Source organism: Sanguibacteroides justesenii, assembly GCF_003204205.1.
Lineage (GTDB): Bacteria > Bacteroidota > Bacteroidia > Bacteroidales > Marinifilaceae > Gabonibacter > Gabonibacter massiliensis.
In genome coordinates this window covers 38,401-56,121 of sequence record NZ_QJPL01000012.1, presented here as the reverse complement: position 1 = coordinate 56,121, position 17,721 = coordinate 38,401, and the positions used below count along the sequence as shown (strand labels likewise).

Genomic DNA, 17,721 nt, shown 5'->3' with positions numbered 1-17,721 from the left:
ACTGCCGCGAGGTGGGAGAGTAGGTCGATGCCGAATTTAGGGAGAAGCCACGAGAGATCGTGGCTTTTTTTATTGTAGATTAAAATGATTAAGTGATTAAATGATTTGGTGATCGAGTGATTGGCTGATTCGAATTTAGTCCCGCGATCGTCCCTTTTTTAATTTTAGATTGTAAATTGAATCCCGTTTTTAATTTACAATCTAAAATTTAAAATCTACAATCGTCAATCCTTTAATCTACCATCATCAATATTTCTAATATCAGATTCTTTCAATCTATACTTGTTGTTATTTGGAATAAAATTCAATGGAATTTATTTGCAAATAACATATTTATTTGATTTCGGGTAGTTCGATACCTTTTATTTTGCGGTAAAGATTCAGGGCGTAGGAATCGGTCATCCCCGATACATAATCGGTTACGGTTTGAATTTTTGTATAAATGCTATCGTCTTGGTGTACTTTGTATTGTTCCGGCATGATGGATAATATATTTCGGGCATAATAGGTTCCCGGTTTCAGGACGGCATCGATGTATTCTTTAAGGATCGTGGCCAATATTTTGAAACCGGCTATTTGAATTTGAGTCACGATATTGGTATGGTATATGCGCGAATAAGCCAAATCGGTGCAGGCATCATAAGCTGTTTTATTGATTCCGGAAAGGTGTTGTATCAGAGAACCTTTGAATGTACCGTTCATGATTGCCTCGTAATTCTCACAGAATACGTTGGCGCAGGCATTGATCAATTTGTTGATGATTCCGGCTCGTAAAAAAGCGATACACTCATTTTTGTCGGTAACTATTTTGAATGTTTTGGCTATCGTTTTCAAATCCTCTTTATCCTCTTCCTTATCGTAGAAATTTAATAATATTTTGGTCGTCTCATCGTAAGATAAAATTTTCAGTTTATGGGAATCTTCGATATCCATAATTTGGTAGCAGATATCATCTGCGGCTTCGACTAAGAAGACTAAAGGATGGCGTACGAATTGAAGAGGTTTTTCATTCAGCTGGATTAATCCCAACTCTTCGGCAATTTCCCGGTAAATCTCTTTTTCACTTTGGAAAAAACCGTATTTATGCCCTTTAACTGCCGCTTTGGATTCGAAAGGATATTTGACGATGGAGGCTAACGTGGTATATGTCATGGTATATCCTCCCGGCCGCCGGCCGTTAAAGTTATGGGTTAGTAATCTGAAGGCATTCGCGTTCCCTTCAAAATGACTGATATCCGCCCACTCTTCATCCGTGAGTAATTTTTTTAGGTATTGTCCCTCACCATCTATGAAAAAGTAAGATATGGCCTCTTCACCGGAGTGACCGAAAGGGGGATTTCCTAAATCATGGGCCAGGCAAGCCGTACTGACAATCGTTCCGATTTCCTCTAAAATTTCAGGGTTTTCTACTCTCTCTCTTTGCTTTATAAATTGGGCGATTTTGATTCCTAAGGAACGCCCTACACTGGCTACTTCCAGACTATGGGTTAGTCTGTTGTGCACGAATATGTTTCCCGGTAAAGGAAATACCTGGGTTTTGTTTTGTAAGCGTCTGAAGGGAGAAGAGAAGATCAAACGATCGTAGTCCCTTTGGAATTGCGAACGATCGTGCGAACGAAATAGGGTGGGGGCACTTCCCGGTTGATACCGTCTGGCAGATATAAGTTTATTCCAATCCATAATAAAAAATTTAAAAAAAATACCTGATCCATTGATCGGTATTATGTACAAAAATAGTAATAAAAAAAGAGGAAGCTAATTTAAGCTTCCTCTTTTCTTTTTATTTTTGGATAAAATGGAAATGACTGCCGAATCGTTCGAAGGCTGCTTTGTCCAACTCTTCCTGATGATCCGGATGTGCGATAGCGATAAGTGCTTTTGCTCTTTGTTGCAATGTTTTTCCGTATAAATCGGCCGCACCGAATTCCGTTACGATATAATGGACGTCAAAACGGGTGGTCACGACTCCGGCTCCGTTTAATAGGGTCGGGGTAATTTTGCTCACTCCTTTGTTGGTAACGGAGGGTAAGGCGATGATGGGTTTACCTCCTTCGCTGGCTGCTGCTCCGCGGATGAAATCCAATTGGCCGCCGCAACCGCTGTAAAATTTGCACCCGATGGAGTCGGCATTCACCTGTCCCGTAATATCGACGGACAGAGCCGAATTAATGGCTGTCATCTTAGGTTGTTGAGCGATGATGCACGGGTCGTTGGTATACCCTACATCCATCATGGCTACGGCCGGGTTATCGTCGATGAAATCATATACTTCTTTGGAACCCATTAAGAAGGTGGATACGATCTTTCCTTTATCGAATTTTTTATTTAAGTTATTGATGACTCCTTTGGCATAGAGAGGCAGTACGCCGTCAGCGAACATTTCGGTGTGAATACCTAAATTTTTATGATTTCCCAATTGAGAAAGCACGGCATTCGGAATAGCTCCGATTCCCATTTGCAAGGTAGCTCCGTCTTCGATTAATGCGGCGCAGTTTTTTCCGATTTTGATATCCTCTTCCGTTAGAGAGGCCGGATGTGCTTCGATTAACGGCGTGTTGTCTTCGCAGAAGACATCGATATCCGATAATTTAATGATAGCGTCACCCCATGCTCTGGGAACATTCGGATTGATGACGGCAATAACCGTTTTCGCGTTTTGTACGGCAGCTAAAGTCGCATCAACGGAGGTCCCCATAGATACGTATCCGTGTTTATCCGGCGGACACACCTGAATCATAGCTACGTCTATCGGATGAATTCCGCTGCGGATTAATTTTTGTGTTTCACTCAAGTGAACGGGAACATAATCGGCATAACCGGCTTGGGTCGGTTTGCGAACATTGCTTCCCACGAAATAAGATTCGAGAAGGAAAACACCTTCGAATTCGGCTTCGGCATAGGGAGCGCTTCCTTCCGTGTGCAGGTGTTGTATTCTTACACCTTTTAATTCTCCTGCACGACCTCTGTTACAAAGGGCTTGAATCAATCCTTGCGGAGCACAAGCAACACTGTGAATGTGAATTCGATCACCCGATTTCACTACTTTTACAGCTTCTTCAAATGATACTGTTTTTATTCCTTGATACATAATGATTTATTTTATCTTAACGCCTTATGATTTATAGCAGTTTTTCTTTCTTATCGAGGGCGCAAGTTAGCAACACTCTTTTAATTAAACAATTTTTTCTGTAATTAAAAAAGTGCTTTTGGAAGCTAATGCTAAAGGGGGGTTATAATAGTTCGGCAAGGATTAATTTTCCGATGAAAAGATAGATATTTAATCCGATGATATCATTGGTTAAGGTGATGAAAGGACCGGTAGCCAGAGCCGGGTCAATATTGATTCTATTGAGTAACAGAGGGAAAGCCGTTCCGAATAGCGAAGCAAAAATAATTACCGTAAAGAGAGAAATCGTTACCGTGAGCGGCATGGCGAAAGAGTTCATATTGAAACAAAGGGTGAGGACAAAAATGATGGAAGAACATATGGTAGCGTTGATTAAAGCTCCTCCTATTTCCTTAATAATGTTTTGGAAAATATTTTTTACTCCGAGAGAATTGGAGGCCAAACCTTTTACGACGATGGCCGAAGATTGTATTCCTACATTTCCTCCCATGGCGGTGATAACTGGGATAAACATGGCCGTAGCCGGGAAAAGGGCAATATCCGCCTGGTAGAACGAGATCATATAGGCAGCTAACATTCCTCCGAAAAGACCTATGATTAACCAAGGTAGACGAGCTTTTGTCTGGTCCCATATCGTATCCGAAGATTCCACGTCTTGGGTGATACCGGACATCATATGATAGTCTTTTTCAGCCTCTTCACGAATGACATCCACGACGTCGTCGATCGTAATTCGACCTACCAGTCGTCCGATGGAATCCACGACCGGAATGGCTACCAAATCGTATTTTTGCATGATCCGTCCTACCGATTCCGCGGTCTCGTCCGTGTTAACGAAGATGACGTCAGGGTTATACAGTTTATTTATTTTGGTCGATGTCGGAGATAAGATCATTTTTTTTAATGATAATCTTCCTTTTAGTACGTTGTCATCGTCAACGACATACACGTAGAAAATTTCTCCGATATTTTCGGCTTGTCGACTCAACTCCCTGAGGCAGGTCAATACGGTCCAATTTTCATTGACGGCAACTAACTCTTTTCCCATCAGACCACCGGCGGTATCTTCATCATAGTGCAACAGGTCGACAATATCTCCGGCTTGTTCTAAGTCCTCTATGTGGGAAAGTACTTCGTGTTGTTGTTCATCGGACATGCTTCCTACCAAATCCGCCGCATCATCCGAATCCATATTGTCGATGAAACGCTTAGCGATGATTTCCGGGGGAAAAGATTCGATAAAACGTTTACGTTCGTCCTCTTCCAATTCTGCTAATACGTCACCGGCTAACTCATTATCAAGAAGTAAGAATAAGAATTGAGCCTGTTTATTATCGAGTTCTTCTAAGATTTCGGCGATATCGGCAGGGTGGAGGGTTTCCACTATTTTGGAAGCTCCCTCTTTATCTTTCGCGTTGATGATTTCTTCTAATTTAGCGAGAAACTCGTTGGTCAATTCAAATTGTTGCATGCTTGTCAGGTCTGTTATAAGTTGTTTTCTATGGCTTTACATAGCGTGATGAAGTCTTCTGCGCTAAGTTGTTCGGGTCGCAAATTTAACATATCCGAAGTAAATTCCGGGGGTAAAATCGGTTTTAATGAATTTCGGAGTGTTTTTCTCCTTTGATTAAAACCGGTTTTTACGACGTTGAAAAACAGTTGTTCTTTGCAATCCAATTTTTCCCTTCGGTTACGCGTCAGACGGATAACAGCGGATTTTACTTTGGGAGGGGGATCAAATACCTGTTCATTCACGGTAAAAAGGTATTCTATATGATAAAAAGTTTGTAAGAAAACACTTAATATCCCATAGGTTTTGTTTCCGTGGGAAGCACTGATCCGATCGGCGACCTCTTTTTGTATCATACAGACAACCTGTGGAATGTAATCTCTGTTTTCAATAACTCTGAAAAAAATCTGCGACGAGATATTATAAGGTAAATTTCCTATTATTGAAAAAGGTTCTTTTTGAAAAAGAGTGAGATCCATTTTAAGGAAGTCACCGTAAATGATCTGTTTTTTCTGTTGCGGAAAGGCCTCGTGGAGATAGCTTATGGACTCTTGGTCGATATCGATAGCCAAAACTGAAAATCGGTTATTTTTTAGTAAATACTGGGTTAAGACACCCATCCCAGGTCCTATTTCCAACACGTTTGTCGTTAAAGGAAGAAGACTGTCCGTGATCTTTCGAGCGATATTTTGATCTTTTAGGAAATGTTGTCCTAAATATTTTTTAGCTTTTACAATACCCATCTGTTCCTGTTGTATTAAAAACAATGTGCTTACATTATAACGACTTTCTCCTCCCTAATTTTTCAACTTCCGATTAATAATGTACATTTGCAATCAACTTACAAAATAATCATTTTATTTTGATTTGAGGAAATTATTAAAGTGTGAACTTTACTAAAGTTGATGGATGAAGCCAATATATAAGCAAATAATAAAGTTTTTTGCTTTTTTTGCCGTAACGGTTTTCTTGTTTTGGTTGGTATACCGGGATCAGAATCCGGCGGATTTAATGAAAGTATTGCGTGAAGATGTAAATTATACTTGGGTATGGGTCGGCGTGGTGTTGGGAATTCTTAGTCACGTCAGCCGGGCTATGCGTTGGCAGTTGTTGACTCGGTCCATGGGCTATAAGATCTCTTTCATGAATAGTTTTATGGGTGTTATGATCGGTTATTTTGCTAACTTGGCCATTCCTCGAATGGGAGAGTTCACTCGTTGCGGAGTGGTAGCTAAATATGAACAGGTACCTTTTTCCAAGTTGTTAGGAACGGTCGTCACGGAGCGGGTGTTCGATATGATCATGCTGCTATTGTTGACTTTGGTCGTGATTTTATCTCAATTTGGACAAGTCGTACGTTTTTTGGATACTAACGAAGATATAAAGGAAAAGCTGTACGGTTTACTGACATCCGGTTGGATTTGGGCTATCGGTTTTTTATTTGTTATCCTGTTAATGATATTGATTTGGTTGGTTCGGAAAGGCGTTTTTTCGGCACGGATACATAAGTTTTTATCTGGATTAAAGGAGGGTATTTGGGCCGTAAAGGGAGTGGATAACAAATGGTTGTTTATAGCGCATACTGTTTTCATTTGGTTGATGTATTTTTTAATGCTGTATGTCTGTTTCTTCTGTTTCAAGTTTACCTCCGGCTTAAATATGCTGGTCGGCCTAACCGTGTTTGTTATTTCCAGTTATGGAATGGTCGCTCCGGTTCAGGGGGGTGTCGGGGCATGGCATTTTATGGTTGTGGCTGCCTTGATGTTGTATCTGCCGAATACTCCCGAAATGGAAAGTCTGGCCAAGACGTTCGCTTTATTGTCTCACGGGGCGATGACCTTATTGTATATCGTAATGGGAGTTTTGTGTATGCTGTACTTGCCTATCTACAATCGGAATCGCTAATTAATTAATGATCAAAGAAACAATGGAATTCATTCAGAAATATTTTGCCGGATTGAGTGACTTGCAAAAAAAACGACTGGAACAATTGGAAGGACTGTACCGGGAATGGAATGAAAAAATAAATGTCATATCTCGAAAAGATATCGGCGAATTGGAAATTCATCATGTATTGCATTCCATGGCCATCGCGAAAGTTATCTCTTTCAAACCGGGTACCCGGGTTATGGATGTCGGTACTGGCGGAGGTTTTCCGGGAATCCCCTTGGCGATTCTTTTTCCGGAAACGGATTTTTTTTTAGTAGATTCGATCGGTAAAAAGATAAAGGTCGTTCGGGAAATCGTGACAGCTTTGGGGCTTAAAAACGTAAGAGCGGAGCAACTTCGGGTTGAAGAGGTAAAAGAAAAATTTGATTTTATTGTAAGTAGGGCGGTTACGGCATTTCCAACTTTTATGTCCTGGACGCGGAATCGCATTCGAAAAGGAGGAAACAACGAATTGCCGAACGGGATTCTTTATATAAAGGGAGGGGATTTTGACGAGGAGATAAAACCGTATAGAGATAAGGTCCGTGTATATGGTATTCCGGATTTTTTTGAAGAAGAGTTTTTTGCAACCAAAAAAATAATTTATATGCCGTTGCTTTAAATTATTTCTTAACAATTTGGGAATAAAGATAATTCTTTCTAATTTTGTGCAGATTATACTTTCCACCTGGTTCATGCCGGGTGACTTAACTTACTTAATGATAATTATCCATAACGTAATTATATGTACGATATTTTAGAACTGAATGAAAAATTACTTTCAGATTTGCGTCAAATTGCAAAAGATCTGAATGTTAAAAGGGTTGAATCCTATAAAAAGAAAGAGCTGATATATAAGATTTTGGATCAGCAGGCTATGGTGGCTACAGAAGAAACTACTCCTGTTGAACCGAAAGAAAAGAAGCCCAGGGTGCGGGTTATACGGGGAGGGGTGCAGAAAGTGGGAGATTCCAATGGAGGAATGAAAAGGTTTAATAAGAAGGATAACAAATCCCAGACCCTACCTACAAAAGAGGAACCAAAAGAAGAACCTGTGGCGGTAGAAGCGGAGAAGAAGGAAGAACCCCGGGTTATTAATGTTATCCATAGTGATATTTTGGATAAGGATATAGTTCTGAATCGTACGGAGAACGGTATAGTTGTCGAGAATAAAAAAGAGGAAGTTGAAGAGACGGCTCCTGAGGAGAAGAAAATAGAAAGTAGTCAGGAAAATAAACGGGGAAACAAGCCTAATCGTAAGTTTATGGATCGCCGGAATAAAAAGCCGGAAAATAATGAACAGTCGGTAAGTTCGGAGCCCGCTATACCGGAGGAGAAGGAAGAAGAAAAGAGTAAAGAAAATTTTCCGGCAAAACAGGATCGGATGTCTAAATTTGTAAAGAAGGCTAAGCGTTACGAGAAAGATAACGAAGCCTTACAGCAAGTTGTAGAGGACGATATCGTATTGGATGAGCCGGATGTTGATATTTTGCCCGAATTGGTACAGGAACCCGTGCTTGAAAGTCCGTTGGCGGAGTCGGAAGAGAAACGTGAGAATACGAATAAAATGCGGTTCGACAAAAGAGATAAATATTATGAGTTTGAAGGTATTATATTAAATTCCGGCGTGTTGGAGATTATGCCTGACGGTTACGGTTTTTTACGCTCATCGGATTATAATTACCTGAACTCGCCGGATGATATATACGTGTCACAGAGCCAAATTAAGCTTTTCGGTCTCTCAACCGGTGATACGGTTGAAGGAACGGTGCGGCCGCCCAAAGAGGGAGAAAAATATTTCCCCTTGATAAAAGTGGAAAAGATCAACGGGAAGTCTCCGGAAGCTGTCCGGGATCGTATCCCGTTTGATCATCTTACCCCTCTTTTCCCGAATGAAAAATTCAATTTGACCGGAAACGGACGTGCGACCATTTCGACCCGGGTGGTAGATATGTTTGCTCCTATCGGTAAAGGACAACGCGGATTGATCGTTGCTCAACCAAAGACCGGTAAAACCATGTTATTGAAAGAAATAGCCAATGCCATTTCTGCTAATCATCCGGAGGTTTATTTGATTATACTGTTGATAGACGAGCGCCCGGAAGAGGTTACGGATATGGCCCGGAATGTAAATGCAGAGGTTATCTCCTCTACGTTCGACGAACCGGCGGAACGCCACGTGAAGGTCGCTAATATCGTTTTGGAGAAGGCGAAACGTATGGTGGAATGCGGTCATGATGTGGTGATTCTTTTGGATTCCATTACTCGTTTGGCCCGCGCCTATAATACCGTATCTCCTGCTTCCGGTAAGGTTCTTTCCGGCGGTGTGGATGCAAACGCGTTACATAAGCCGAAACGTTTCTTCGGAGCGGCCCGGAATATTGAAGATGGAGGATCGTTGACGATTTTGGCCACTGCGTTGACGGAGACCGGATCGAAAATGGATGATGTGATTTTTGAAGAGTTTAAAGGAACGGGTAACATGGAGTTGCAATTGGATCGCAAATTATCCAATCGTCGTATTTATCCGGCTGTGGATATTACGGCTTCCAGTACGCGTCGTGACGACCTTTTGTTGGGTGATTACACGTTGAATCGAATTTGGATATTACGTAATTATTTGACGGATATGAACTCCGTTGAAGCTATGCAATTTGTGAAAGATCGTTTGGAAAAAACGAAATCCAATGAGGAATTTCTGATTTCTATGAATGATAAGTGATTCAGATGGCTTATAAGATAAAAAAGCGGGTTAAAATGATCTTTAACCCGCTTTTTCTATGTTTTGTAACATGTAGATTACAAAACGCATCTTTTTTTACTATATTTGCATTGCAAAAAAAGAGAGATGGAGAGTTTACGTATTACACACGATATTCTATTGAAGGAGAGGACTTCTACTATCCGTCGGGGGTTGCTGGATGTAATAGATTGTCGTGCCCGTCTGATTGCTATAAAGGGGAGCCGCGGGGTAGGGAAAACAAATTTTCTTCTGGCTTTTTGCAAAGAATATTATGAGGATGATCCATCGTGTCTTTACGTGAATATCAATAATCTTTTTTTTGCGACGGAGGGGTTGTTCCATTTTGTGGAGCGTTTCTATAAATTGGGGGGAAAAGTATTGCTGCTGGATCAAGTTCATAAATATCCCGATTGGGATAAAGAGTTGAGGGAAGCTTACGATCATTTTCCAGAATTGCGGATTGTTTTTACGGCCTCTTCCATCGTGAGGATTAAATCCAACAAATACCTGCACGGAATTGTGGAGATGTATAACCTGAGCGGGTTGTCTTTTCGGGAATTCCTGGAGTTGGAGACGGGACATAAATTTCCGGTATTTGCTTTTGAGGAGATATTGGAGCATCACGAGGAGATTGTAGACCGTATTTTAGACCGCGTGCGTCCTTTGGCCCATTTCGGGAATTATTTGAAATACGGCTATTATCCCATCTATTTGGAAGAGAAATCACATATCGATTATTTATTAAAGAATATAAACTTAACGTTAGAGTTTGATATTCCGTATAATAACCAGATAGAATTGAAATATTTGACTAAATTGAAGCAATTGCTTTATATTGTGGCAAATGATAATAACAATGTAAATATCAGTAAATTGAGCCATGAAATCGGAGTATCGAGGGCCACGGTACTCAATTATTTGCATTATATGAAAAATGCCCGTTTACTGACTTTGTTGTTTGACAAGGAAAGTGATGACGAGAACGGCTTGAAGCCTAATCAGGTATATCTTCATAATCCCAATTTATTGAATGCCGTATGTTTGGATAATACGGATGCCGCTACGGTCAGAAAAACCTTTTTAGTTAGTCAGTTATGCCCTGTGGCCAGCTTGAATTATTCGGAAAATGCGGATTTTCTGGTAAACGGACGCTATGATATTCTCGTGAGACAAGAGGGAGATAAAAGGCGAATAAAGGATAATTTAATAATAATGACGGATATGATAGAACGAGGGAAGAAAAATATTGTACCTTTATGGCTTACTGGTTTTGTATATTGATAATTAAATAAATAGTGTAATATAGTTGAGAATAAGATCACATGCTGGACGGAGAGGGCTTCGGTATTTTTCAGGTGTTGAATCGTGTTTTCAGAGGAATGAATGATTGTTAGTTAATGTAAAAAAAAATGGCAAAAGAAAAGAAATTTATTACTTGTGACGGTAACGCTGCTGCTGCGCATATAGCCTATATGTTCAGTGAAGTATCGTGTATTTATCCGATCACTCCTTCGTCTCCGATGGCTGAATACGTTGACGAATGGGCTGCTAAAGGAAGAAAAAATATGTTTGGCGAAACAGTTCGCCTGGTTGAAATGCAATCAGAGGCGGGTGCTGCCGGAGCCGTTCATGGTTCTTTGCAAGCCGGTGCTTTGACAACCACGTATACTGCATCGCAAGGTTTATTGCTGATGATTCCGAATATGTATAAGATTGCGGGAGAGCTGTTACCATGCGTTTTCCACGTGAGTGCCCGTGCTTTAGCGGCTCATGCTCTTTCTATTTTCGGAGATCACGCGGATGTTTACGCTGCTCGTCAGGCCGGTTTTGCTATGTTGGCTTCCGGTTCCGTTCAGGAAGTGATGGACCTTTCAGCTGTTTCTCACCTGACTGCTATAAAATCGAGAGTACCTTTCTTAAATTTCTTCGACGGATTCCGTACGTCTCACGAAATACAGAAGATAGAAGAGATTGATATGGAAGATCTGCGCGGATTAGTGGATATGAAGGCGTTGCAGGAGTTCCGCGATAGAGCTCAAAGTTCTGAGAATCCGGTGACGAAGGGTACGGCGCAGAACCCGGATATCTATTTCCAGGCAAGAGAGGCTGCCAATCGTTTTTACGATGCGGTTCCCGATATCGTGGCTGAATACATGAAAGAGATGTCTAAGCTCACGGGACGTACGTATCGTCCGTTTGATTACTATGGTGCGAACGATGCCGAGAATATCATCATAGCTATGGGGTCGGTGACCGAGACCATTCGGGAGGTAATCGACTATAAGATGGCTCAGGGAGAAAAGGTCGGAATGATAGCAGTACACCTGTACCGTCCGTTCTCTGCTAAATATTTTATGGACGTCATGCCGGCATCTGTAAGAAGAATTGCCGTACTTGATCGTACAAAAGAGCCGGGAGCAAACGGAGATCCGTTGTATTTGGATGTGAAAGAGATCTTCTACGGCAAAGAGAATGCTCCGGTTATCGTGGGTGGACGTTACGGTTTGGGTTCCAAAGACGTAACTCCCGCGCAGATTATCGCCGTATACAAGAATTTGGCAATGAATGAGCCTAAGGATAAATTTACAATCGGAATCGTAGATGATGTTACTTTCCACTCTCTTCCCGTAGAACCGGAAGTAAAAGTAACTTCTGCCGGAACCTATGAGGCTAAGTTTTACGGTTTAGGCTCGGACGGTACGGTTGGTGCCAATAAGAATTCGATTAAGATTATCGGTAGTGCTACCAATAAATATTGTCAAGCTTATTTCGCTTATGACTCTAAAAAATCGGGAGGTTTTACCGCTTCTCACCTTCGTTTCGGTGATGAGCCGATCCGTTCTACTTATTTAGTAACGACTCCTGACTTTGTGGCATGTCACGTTCCGGCTTACGTTCATATGTATGACGTATTGAAAGGATTGAAGAAGGGGGGCTCTTTCTTGTTGAACTCTATTTGGGATGAAAAAGAGGTCGGGAATCATCTTCCGAATGCCATGAAGCGTTATTTAGCCCAGAATGAGATTAATTTTTATATTATTAACGGTACGAAATTGGGTCAGCAATTAGGTTTGGGCAATCGTACGAATACGATTATGCAGGCTGCTTTCTTTAAAATTACGAACGTGATTCCGTATGAATTGGCCGTGAGTGAAATGAAAAAAGCCATCGATAAGTCATACGGCAAGAAAGGAGAAGCTGTCGTAAAAATGAATTACGCGGCAGTGGATGCCGGCGGTGAGCATGTCGTTAAGGTAGAAATCCCTGCCGATTGGAAAAACTTGCAAGATGAAGTTGTAGCTCCCGATCCGAATCGTCCTGAATTTATCCGTAAGGTGGTAGATGTGATGAATGCTCAAGCTGGAGATGATCTTCCGGTAAGTGCGTTTACGGGACGCGAGGATGGAACTTTTCCTGCCGGGACTTCCCGTTATGAAAAACGGGGAATTGCAATTAATGTACCGGAATGGCAAGTAAATAACTGTATACAATGTAATCAGTGTGCTTATGTTTGTCCTCATGCTGCCATTCGCCCGTTCTTGATGACGGAAGCGGAGTTAGCCGCTGCTCCTGCCGGAACGACCTCCAAGCCGGCTATCGGTAAGGAGTTTGCCGGTCTTCAATTCAAGATTCAGGTATCTCCGTTGGATTGTACGGGTTGTGGAAACTGCGCCGACGTGTGTCCGGCAAAAGAGAAAGCGCTCGTTATGAAGCCGCTTGAATCGCAGGAAGCTGAAATTGCTCGTTTCAAATATATGGATGAAAAGGTCGGTTACAAACGCCTGGTGGAACCGAACAATGTAAAAAATTCTCAATTCCAACAACCGTTGTTTGAGTTCTCCGGTGCTTGTGCCGGTTGCGGTGAGACCCCGTATATTAAATTGATTACCCAACTATTCGGAGAGAGAATGATGGTAGCTAATGCAACCGGATGTTCTTCTATTTACGGTGGTTCTGCTCCTTCCACTCCCTATTGTAAAAATAATGTGACCGGTCGCGGTCCGGCTTGGGCGAACTCCTTGTTTGAGGATAATGCCGAGTACGGATTCGGTATGGCAGAGGGTGCTAATCGTTTGCGCGAACGTGTCAAGAGACTGGTTGAAGAGCATATGAATCAATTCTCTGCTGAGGCTCAGGCTGCCGCACAAGAGTGGATTACCGCTTATGAAGACGGGGATAAGACGTTGGCAACGAGCGATAAATTATCTGCTGCAATGTCGAAAGAAACATCGGCTGTTGCCAAGGAGATCATGGCGTTGAAACCCTATTTCACGAAAAAGTCACAATGGATTTTCGGTGGTGACGGTTGGGCATATGATATCGGTTACGGTGGATTGGATCACGTGTTAGCCAGCGGGCAGAACGTGAATGTTCTGGTTGTGGACACGGAGGTATATTCAAATACCGGCGGTCAATCTTCTAAATCGACGCCTGTCGGTGCCGTGGCGAAGTTTGCCGCAAGCGGGAAACGGATCCGGAAAAAAGATTTGGGTATGATGGCTGCTTCATACGGTTACGTGTATGTAGCACAAGTTGCCATGGGAGCAAATCAGGCTCAGTATTTGAAAGCGTTGAAAGAAGCTGAGGCTTATCCCGGACCTTCTCTGATTATTGCTTACGCACCTTGTATTAATCACGGGTTGAAAGCAAGTATGGGTAAATCTCAGGCCGAGGAGAAGAAAGCCGTGGAATGCGGTTATTGGCAATTGTACCGTTATAATCCGATGCTGGAAGAAGAAGGTAAGAATCCCTTCCAGTTGGATTCGAAAGAACCGGATTATTCCAAATTCAGAGAGTTCTTAATGGGCGAAGTTCGTTACAACTCCTTAATTAAGGCAGCTCCGGAAGATGCGGAACGTTTGTTCGAAATGACAGAACGAGATGCTAAATGGAGGTATGAAGGCTATAAACGTCGTGCTGAAATGAAGTACGGTAACGAATAATATTCACAATAACGGAAATGGCGCTGTTCAATTTTTGAGCAGCGCTATTTTTATCATTTTAATCGTGTAACTGCTTGTTAATTTTTGCAATTGGCATTCAGCCGTGCAATGCTCTCTTCGTTTAATTGATCGATAGGAAAACCTAATTTTTGAGCTTGGGTGTAATCTTTACATGCTTTTTCCCTGTCTCCTATCTCTAAGAATATTTGAGCTCTTGTGATGTAGGCTGCCGCGTAGCTCGGCTTTATTTTCAGGGCTTTGTTAATATATTGTAAGGCTTTATCGGTCAACCCCTGTTTTAATAAGGAGAAAGCCCAGCTGTTCAGAATGATGGTTTCATCCGGGTATTTTTGTATTAGTTTCTCCAGAATGGTATGGGCCTCTTTTTCTCTTTTCAAGTTAATCAATAGTTTCGCCCTGTTAGCTTGTATGATGAAATCGTCCGGATCTTTTTCCAAGTAAGTATCAAAATCCGAAAGTACTTTGTTCCATTGTTTCTGTTGAATGTAAATCCGGATTCTTTTCATCAGTAAATCATTGTCATCCGGATATTTTTTTAACATCAGGTTATAATCTTTAAGTGCTTCCCGGTATCGCCGTGATTGAAAATAGCAGTATCCTCTTCTGAAATAGTATATATCCTTTGGTTCCAGATCGATGATTCTGGAATATAGTTCTGCGGCTTCTTCGAAACGGTTTTGGTTTTCCCGGATAAATCCTTTGTTGTAGATGGCTTTTATATTTTCAGGATTAATCTTCAGTGCTTTATCGAATAGGGTTATTGCCCGCGAAAAGTTACCTTTATGGGCTTGTTCGATGCCCGATTGAGTTAATTCAACGTCTTTTTGGCCATAAACCGAAAAGAATGAAAACATAAAGAGAATCATACATAGATTTCTCATGTGGTTAAGATGTATTAGAGTTAATAGTCGTATAAAATTATAAAAAACATGGATTTTATCAAAATATTTTTATTTATATTTATGATATTTATTATTTAGATATCTTTTTTAACAAAGAATCTTCTCCTTTTGAATAGAATAATAGGTGAATAGACAAAGTGATTCATTTCTAGATGTTTATTCTTGTATTGAAAGACAGGGAAGAGTTGTTACTATTTTTACGGATTGTTTTGCGCGGGTGTTTCTACACGGTGTTTGGAGTTTGGGATTGATGTTATTTTTTAATATCTGTTTGTATAAAATGATAAAATGTATGCTCCAATGTAGGTATTTCGGAAAGCCTGGAAACATAAGAAGGGGTTCGTGGATGAACGAATGGTCGATGAGTTTGAAACATAAGATGAACGATATCACGTATTTGTATCTTTATTTAAAACATCGTAGTCATACTCTTGTAAAAAACGGGGGGACAGCGTGAGGATCGATTTGTTAAAATGATTGTACCGGGAGAGAAAGGTTGTTTCGGTTCCTATTTTTTGGTTAAAATAATTATCTTTGGGGGCAGAATAAATAAATCACTTACTATAAAAACGATGGATCAAGAAAACAAACAACCTAATTCGCTTCCCGAAAATGCCTATCGGGAGCTTGCGCCGGGTGAAGAGTACAAGCCTATGATGTCGGCAAAGTCTAAACCTCAGGAGGTTACAGTCTATTCGGTAACATTCGGTATCATTATGGCAATTGTCTTTTCGGCCGCTGCCGCTTATTTGGGATTAAAAGTAGGACAGGTATTTGAAGCAGCTATTCCGATCGCTATCATTGCGGTAGGGGTCGGTAATGTCTTAGGACGTAAAAACATGTTGGGACAGAATGTCATTATCCAATCGATCGGGGCAAGTTCCGGGGTTATTGTCGCGGGAGCTATATTTACTTTACCTGCTCTTTATATTTTGGGATTGGATGCACATTTTTATCAGATTTTCCTATCTTCCCTGTTCGGAGGATTGCTGGGTATTATGTTGTTGATCCCTTTCCGGAAATATTTCGTAAAGGATATGCATGGTAAGTATCCCTTCCCGGAGGCAACGGCCACGACGGAGGTTTTGGTTTCGGGAGAGAAAAAGGGAAATCAGGCTAAATTGTTGGCTGTTAGCGGGCTTATCGGCGGATTGTATGATTTTATCGTGAGTACTTTCGGTTGGTGGTCGGAAGGGATCTCTACCCGGATTATGGGTTGGGGAGAGTTGTTGGCTGACAAGATGAAAGTCGTGTTAAAGATTAACACGGGAGCCGCGGTATTGGGTCTCGGTTATATCGTGGGATTGAAATACGCTGCTTTTATTTGCGCGGGTTCGTTTACGGTATGGTTTGTACTGATCCCTTTTATCAGTTATTTTGCCGACGGACAGACTTTGGCCGTGGGAGAAAATATTACGATGCTGATCGGTCAGATGAGTCCGGAACAGCTATTCTCCAATTATGCCCGTCACATCGGTATCGGAGGCATCGCGATGGCAGGTATTATCGGAATCATTCGTTCTTCCGGTATCATAAAACAAGCTTTGGGATTGGCCGTGAGTGAGTTGAAAGGGAAAAAGGACGCGGGGGAGACAACGGAACGCACCCAGAGAGACCTTCCGATGAAGACGATCTTGTCCGGTTTGATTGCCACATTGATCGCTATATTCGTATTTTTCCAGATCGGGGTGTTGGGAAATATGTTTCATACGATTATTGCCACTTTAATCGTGTTTGTGATCGCTTTCCTCTTCACCACGGTGGCTGCTAACGCGATTGCTATCGTGGGGTCTAATCCGGTTTCGGGTATGACGTTGATGACCCTTATTCTTAGTTCTTTGGTATTGGTCAGTGCGGGGTTGAGCGGAACAAGCGGAATGACGGCCGCTATGATTATCGGAGGAGTGGTCTGTACGGCCTTATCTATGGCCGGAGGTTTTATTACGGATTTGAAAATCGGTTATTGGTTGGGAACTACACCCGCTAAACAGGAGGGATGGAAATTCTTGGGAACGGCCGTGTCGGCAGCTACTATCGCCGGAGTCATGATGGTACTGAATAAGACTTACGGTTTCGTGGGAGACGGTGCTTTAGTGGCACCGCAGGCAAATGCTATGGCTGCCGTGATTAAGCCTTTGATGGAGGGCGGTGCAACTCCCTGGCTGCTTTATTTTGCCGGAGCCGCGTTGGCTTTGATCTTGACGATGATCGGTGTTCCCGCCTTGGCCTTTGCCTTGGGGATGTTTATTCCGTTGGATTTAAATACGCCTTTGTTGATCGGAGGGTTGATTAGTTGGTATGTCGGTTCCCGTAGTAAAGATGAACAGGTAAATAAATCCCGCCGGGAGCGGGGGACATTGATTGCTTCCGGATTTATCGCGGGGGGAGCCTTGATGGGCGTGATCAGCGCCATATTGAAGTATTGCGGTGCGGATTGGTTCGTGGAATGGAGCGGTGCTGAAATTTTAGCCGTAGTGATGTATATCGCGATCATCGTTTATTTCATTAAAGATTCGTTGAGAGCTAAGTTAACGGATTGAGTGATT

At 41.9% G+C, this 17,721-nt stretch carries 11 protein-coding genes; 6 read left to right on the top strand and 5 right to left on the bottom strand.

The annotated features are described in order from the left end of the window. Positions 1 to 333: 333 nt before the first annotated feature. The 4 genes from DMB45_RS14245 to rsmA all read right to left on the bottom strand — a co-directional run bounded on the left by DMB45_RS14245 (position 334) and on the right by rsmA (position 5,380). Positions 334 to 1,680 carry a deoxyguanosinetriphosphate triphosphohydrolase gene (locus DMB45_RS14245; RefSeq protein WP_041502982.1) on the bottom strand — a complete coding sequence of 449 codons (1,347 nt, stop codon included), beginning with the start codon at positions 1,678 to 1,680 and terminating at the stop codon, positions 334 to 336. 100 nt (positions 1,681 to 1,780) lie between these two features. After that, positions 1,781 to 3,088, bottom strand: a complete 1,308-nt coding sequence (locus DMB45_RS14240) for an acetyl-CoA hydrolase/transferase family protein (RefSeq protein WP_041502983.1) — start codon at positions 3,086 to 3,088, stop codon at positions 1,781 to 1,783. Between the two features lie 142 nt (positions 3,089 to 3,230). After that, the gene (gene mgtE / locus DMB45_RS14235) at positions 3,231 to 4,598 is read right to left on the bottom strand and encodes a magnesium transporter (RefSeq protein WP_041502984.1); all 1,368 of its coding nucleotides are present in this window, start codon (positions 4,596 to 4,598) and stop codon (positions 3,231 to 3,233) included. A gap of 14 nt (positions 4,599 to 4,612) precedes the next feature. Further along, positions 4,613 to 5,380, bottom strand: a complete 768-nt coding sequence (gene rsmA / locus DMB45_RS14230) for a 16S rRNA (adenine(1518)-N(6)/adenine(1519)-N(6))-dimethyltransferase RsmA (RefSeq protein ID WP_041503008.1) — start codon at positions 5,378 to 5,380, stop codon at positions 4,613 to 4,615. Between the two features lie 166 nt (positions 5,381 to 5,546). Between rsmA and DMB45_RS14225 the strand changes: the two genes are divergently transcribed. The 5 genes from DMB45_RS14225 to nifJ all read left to right on the top strand — a co-directional run bounded on the left by DMB45_RS14225 (position 5,547) and on the right by nifJ (position 14,252). Continuing rightward, positions 5,547 to 6,542, top strand: coding sequence for a lysylphosphatidylglycerol synthase transmembrane domain-containing protein (locus tag DMB45_RS14225; protein ID WP_041502985.1), 996 nt, complete (start codon positions 5,547 to 5,549; stop codon positions 6,540 to 6,542). Positions 6,543 to 6,549: 7 nt separating this feature from the next. Beyond that, on the top strand, positions 6,550 to 7,188 hold the full coding sequence (gene rsmG, locus DMB45_RS14220) for a 16S rRNA (guanine(527)-N(7))-methyltransferase RsmG (protein WP_394341867.1): 639 nt from the start codon (positions 6,550 to 6,552) through the stop codon (positions 7,186 to 7,188). A 123-nt stretch (positions 7,189 to 7,311) separates the two neighbouring features. Continuing rightward, a complete protein-coding gene (gene rho, locus DMB45_RS14215) occupies positions 7,312 to 9,288 on the top strand; it encodes a transcription termination factor Rho (RefSeq protein ID WP_041502986.1) in 1,977 nt (658 codons plus the stop codon). Positions 9,289 to 9,414: 126 nt separating this feature from the next. Continuing rightward, the gene (locus DMB45_RS14210) at positions 9,415 to 10,590 is read left to right on the top strand and encodes an AAA family ATPase (protein WP_041502987.1); all 1,176 of its coding nucleotides are present in this window, start codon (positions 9,415 to 9,417) and stop codon (positions 10,588 to 10,590) included. Between the two features lie 128 nt (positions 10,591 to 10,718). Beyond that, on the top strand, positions 10,719 to 14,252 hold the full coding sequence (nifJ, locus tag DMB45_RS14205) for a pyruvate:ferredoxin (flavodoxin) oxidoreductase (RefSeq protein ID WP_041502988.1): 3,534 nt from the start codon (positions 10,719 to 10,721) through the stop codon (positions 14,250 to 14,252). A gap of 77 nt (positions 14,253 to 14,329) precedes the next feature. On the opposite strand, the gene DMB45_RS14200 is transcribed toward nifJ, so the two are convergent. Then, positions 14,330 to 15,154, bottom strand: coding sequence for a tetratricopeptide repeat protein (locus DMB45_RS14200; protein WP_082027428.1), 825 nt, complete (start codon positions 15,152 to 15,154; stop codon positions 14,330 to 14,332). Positions 15,155 to 15,747: 593 nt separating this feature from the next. On the opposite strand from DMB45_RS14200, the gene DMB45_RS14190 reads away from it, so the two are divergent. After that, entirely contained in the window at positions 15,748 to 17,715 is a 1,968-nt protein-coding gene (locus DMB45_RS14190; RefSeq protein ID WP_041504735.1) for an OPT family oligopeptide transporter, read from the top strand. Positions 17,716 to 17,721: the final 6 nt, after the last annotated feature.

What these genes read in the sequence shown, in the direction of transcription:
- DMB45_RS14225 (WP_041502985.1), top strand. Translation starts at nt 5,547, where the DNA reads ATGAAGCCAATATATAAGCAAATAATAAAGTTTTTTGCTTTTTTTGCC.
- DMB45_RS14245 (WP_041502982.1), bottom strand. Translation starts at nt 1,680, where the DNA reads ATGGATTGGAATAAACTTATATCTGCCAGACGGTATCAACCGGGAAGT.
- mgtE (WP_041502984.1), bottom strand. Translation starts at nt 4,598, where the DNA reads ATGCAACAATTTGAATTGACCAACGAGTTTCTCGCTAAATTAGAAGAA.
- nifJ (WP_041502988.1), top strand. Translation starts at nt 10,719, where the DNA reads ATGGCAAAAGAAAAGAAATTTATTACTTGTGACGGTAACGCTGCTGCT.
- DMB45_RS14240 (WP_041502983.1), bottom strand. Translation starts at nt 3,088, where the DNA reads ATGTATCAAGGAATAAAAACAGTATCATTTGAAGAAGCTGTAAAAGTA.
- DMB45_RS14200 (WP_082027428.1), bottom strand. Translation starts at nt 15,154, where the DNA reads ATGAGAAATCTATGTATGATTCTCTTTATGTTTTCATTCTTTTCGGTT.
- DMB45_RS14210 (WP_041502987.1), top strand. Translation starts at nt 9,415, where the DNA reads ATGGAGAGTTTACGTATTACACACGATATTCTATTGAAGGAGAGGACT.
- rho (WP_041502986.1), top strand. Translation starts at nt 7,312, where the DNA reads ATGTACGATATTTTAGAACTGAATGAAAAATTACTTTCAGATTTGCGT.
- rsmG (WP_394341867.1), top strand. Translation starts at nt 6,550, where the DNA reads ATGATCAAAGAAACAATGGAATTCATTCAGAAATATTTTGCCGGATTG.
- rsmA (WP_041503008.1), bottom strand. Translation starts at nt 5,380, where the DNA reads ATGGGTATTGTAAAAGCTAAAAAATATTTAGGACAACATTTCCTAAAA.
- DMB45_RS14190 (WP_041504735.1), top strand. Translation starts at nt 15,748, where the DNA reads ATGGATCAAGAAAACAAACAACCTAATTCGCTTCCCGAAAATGCCTAT.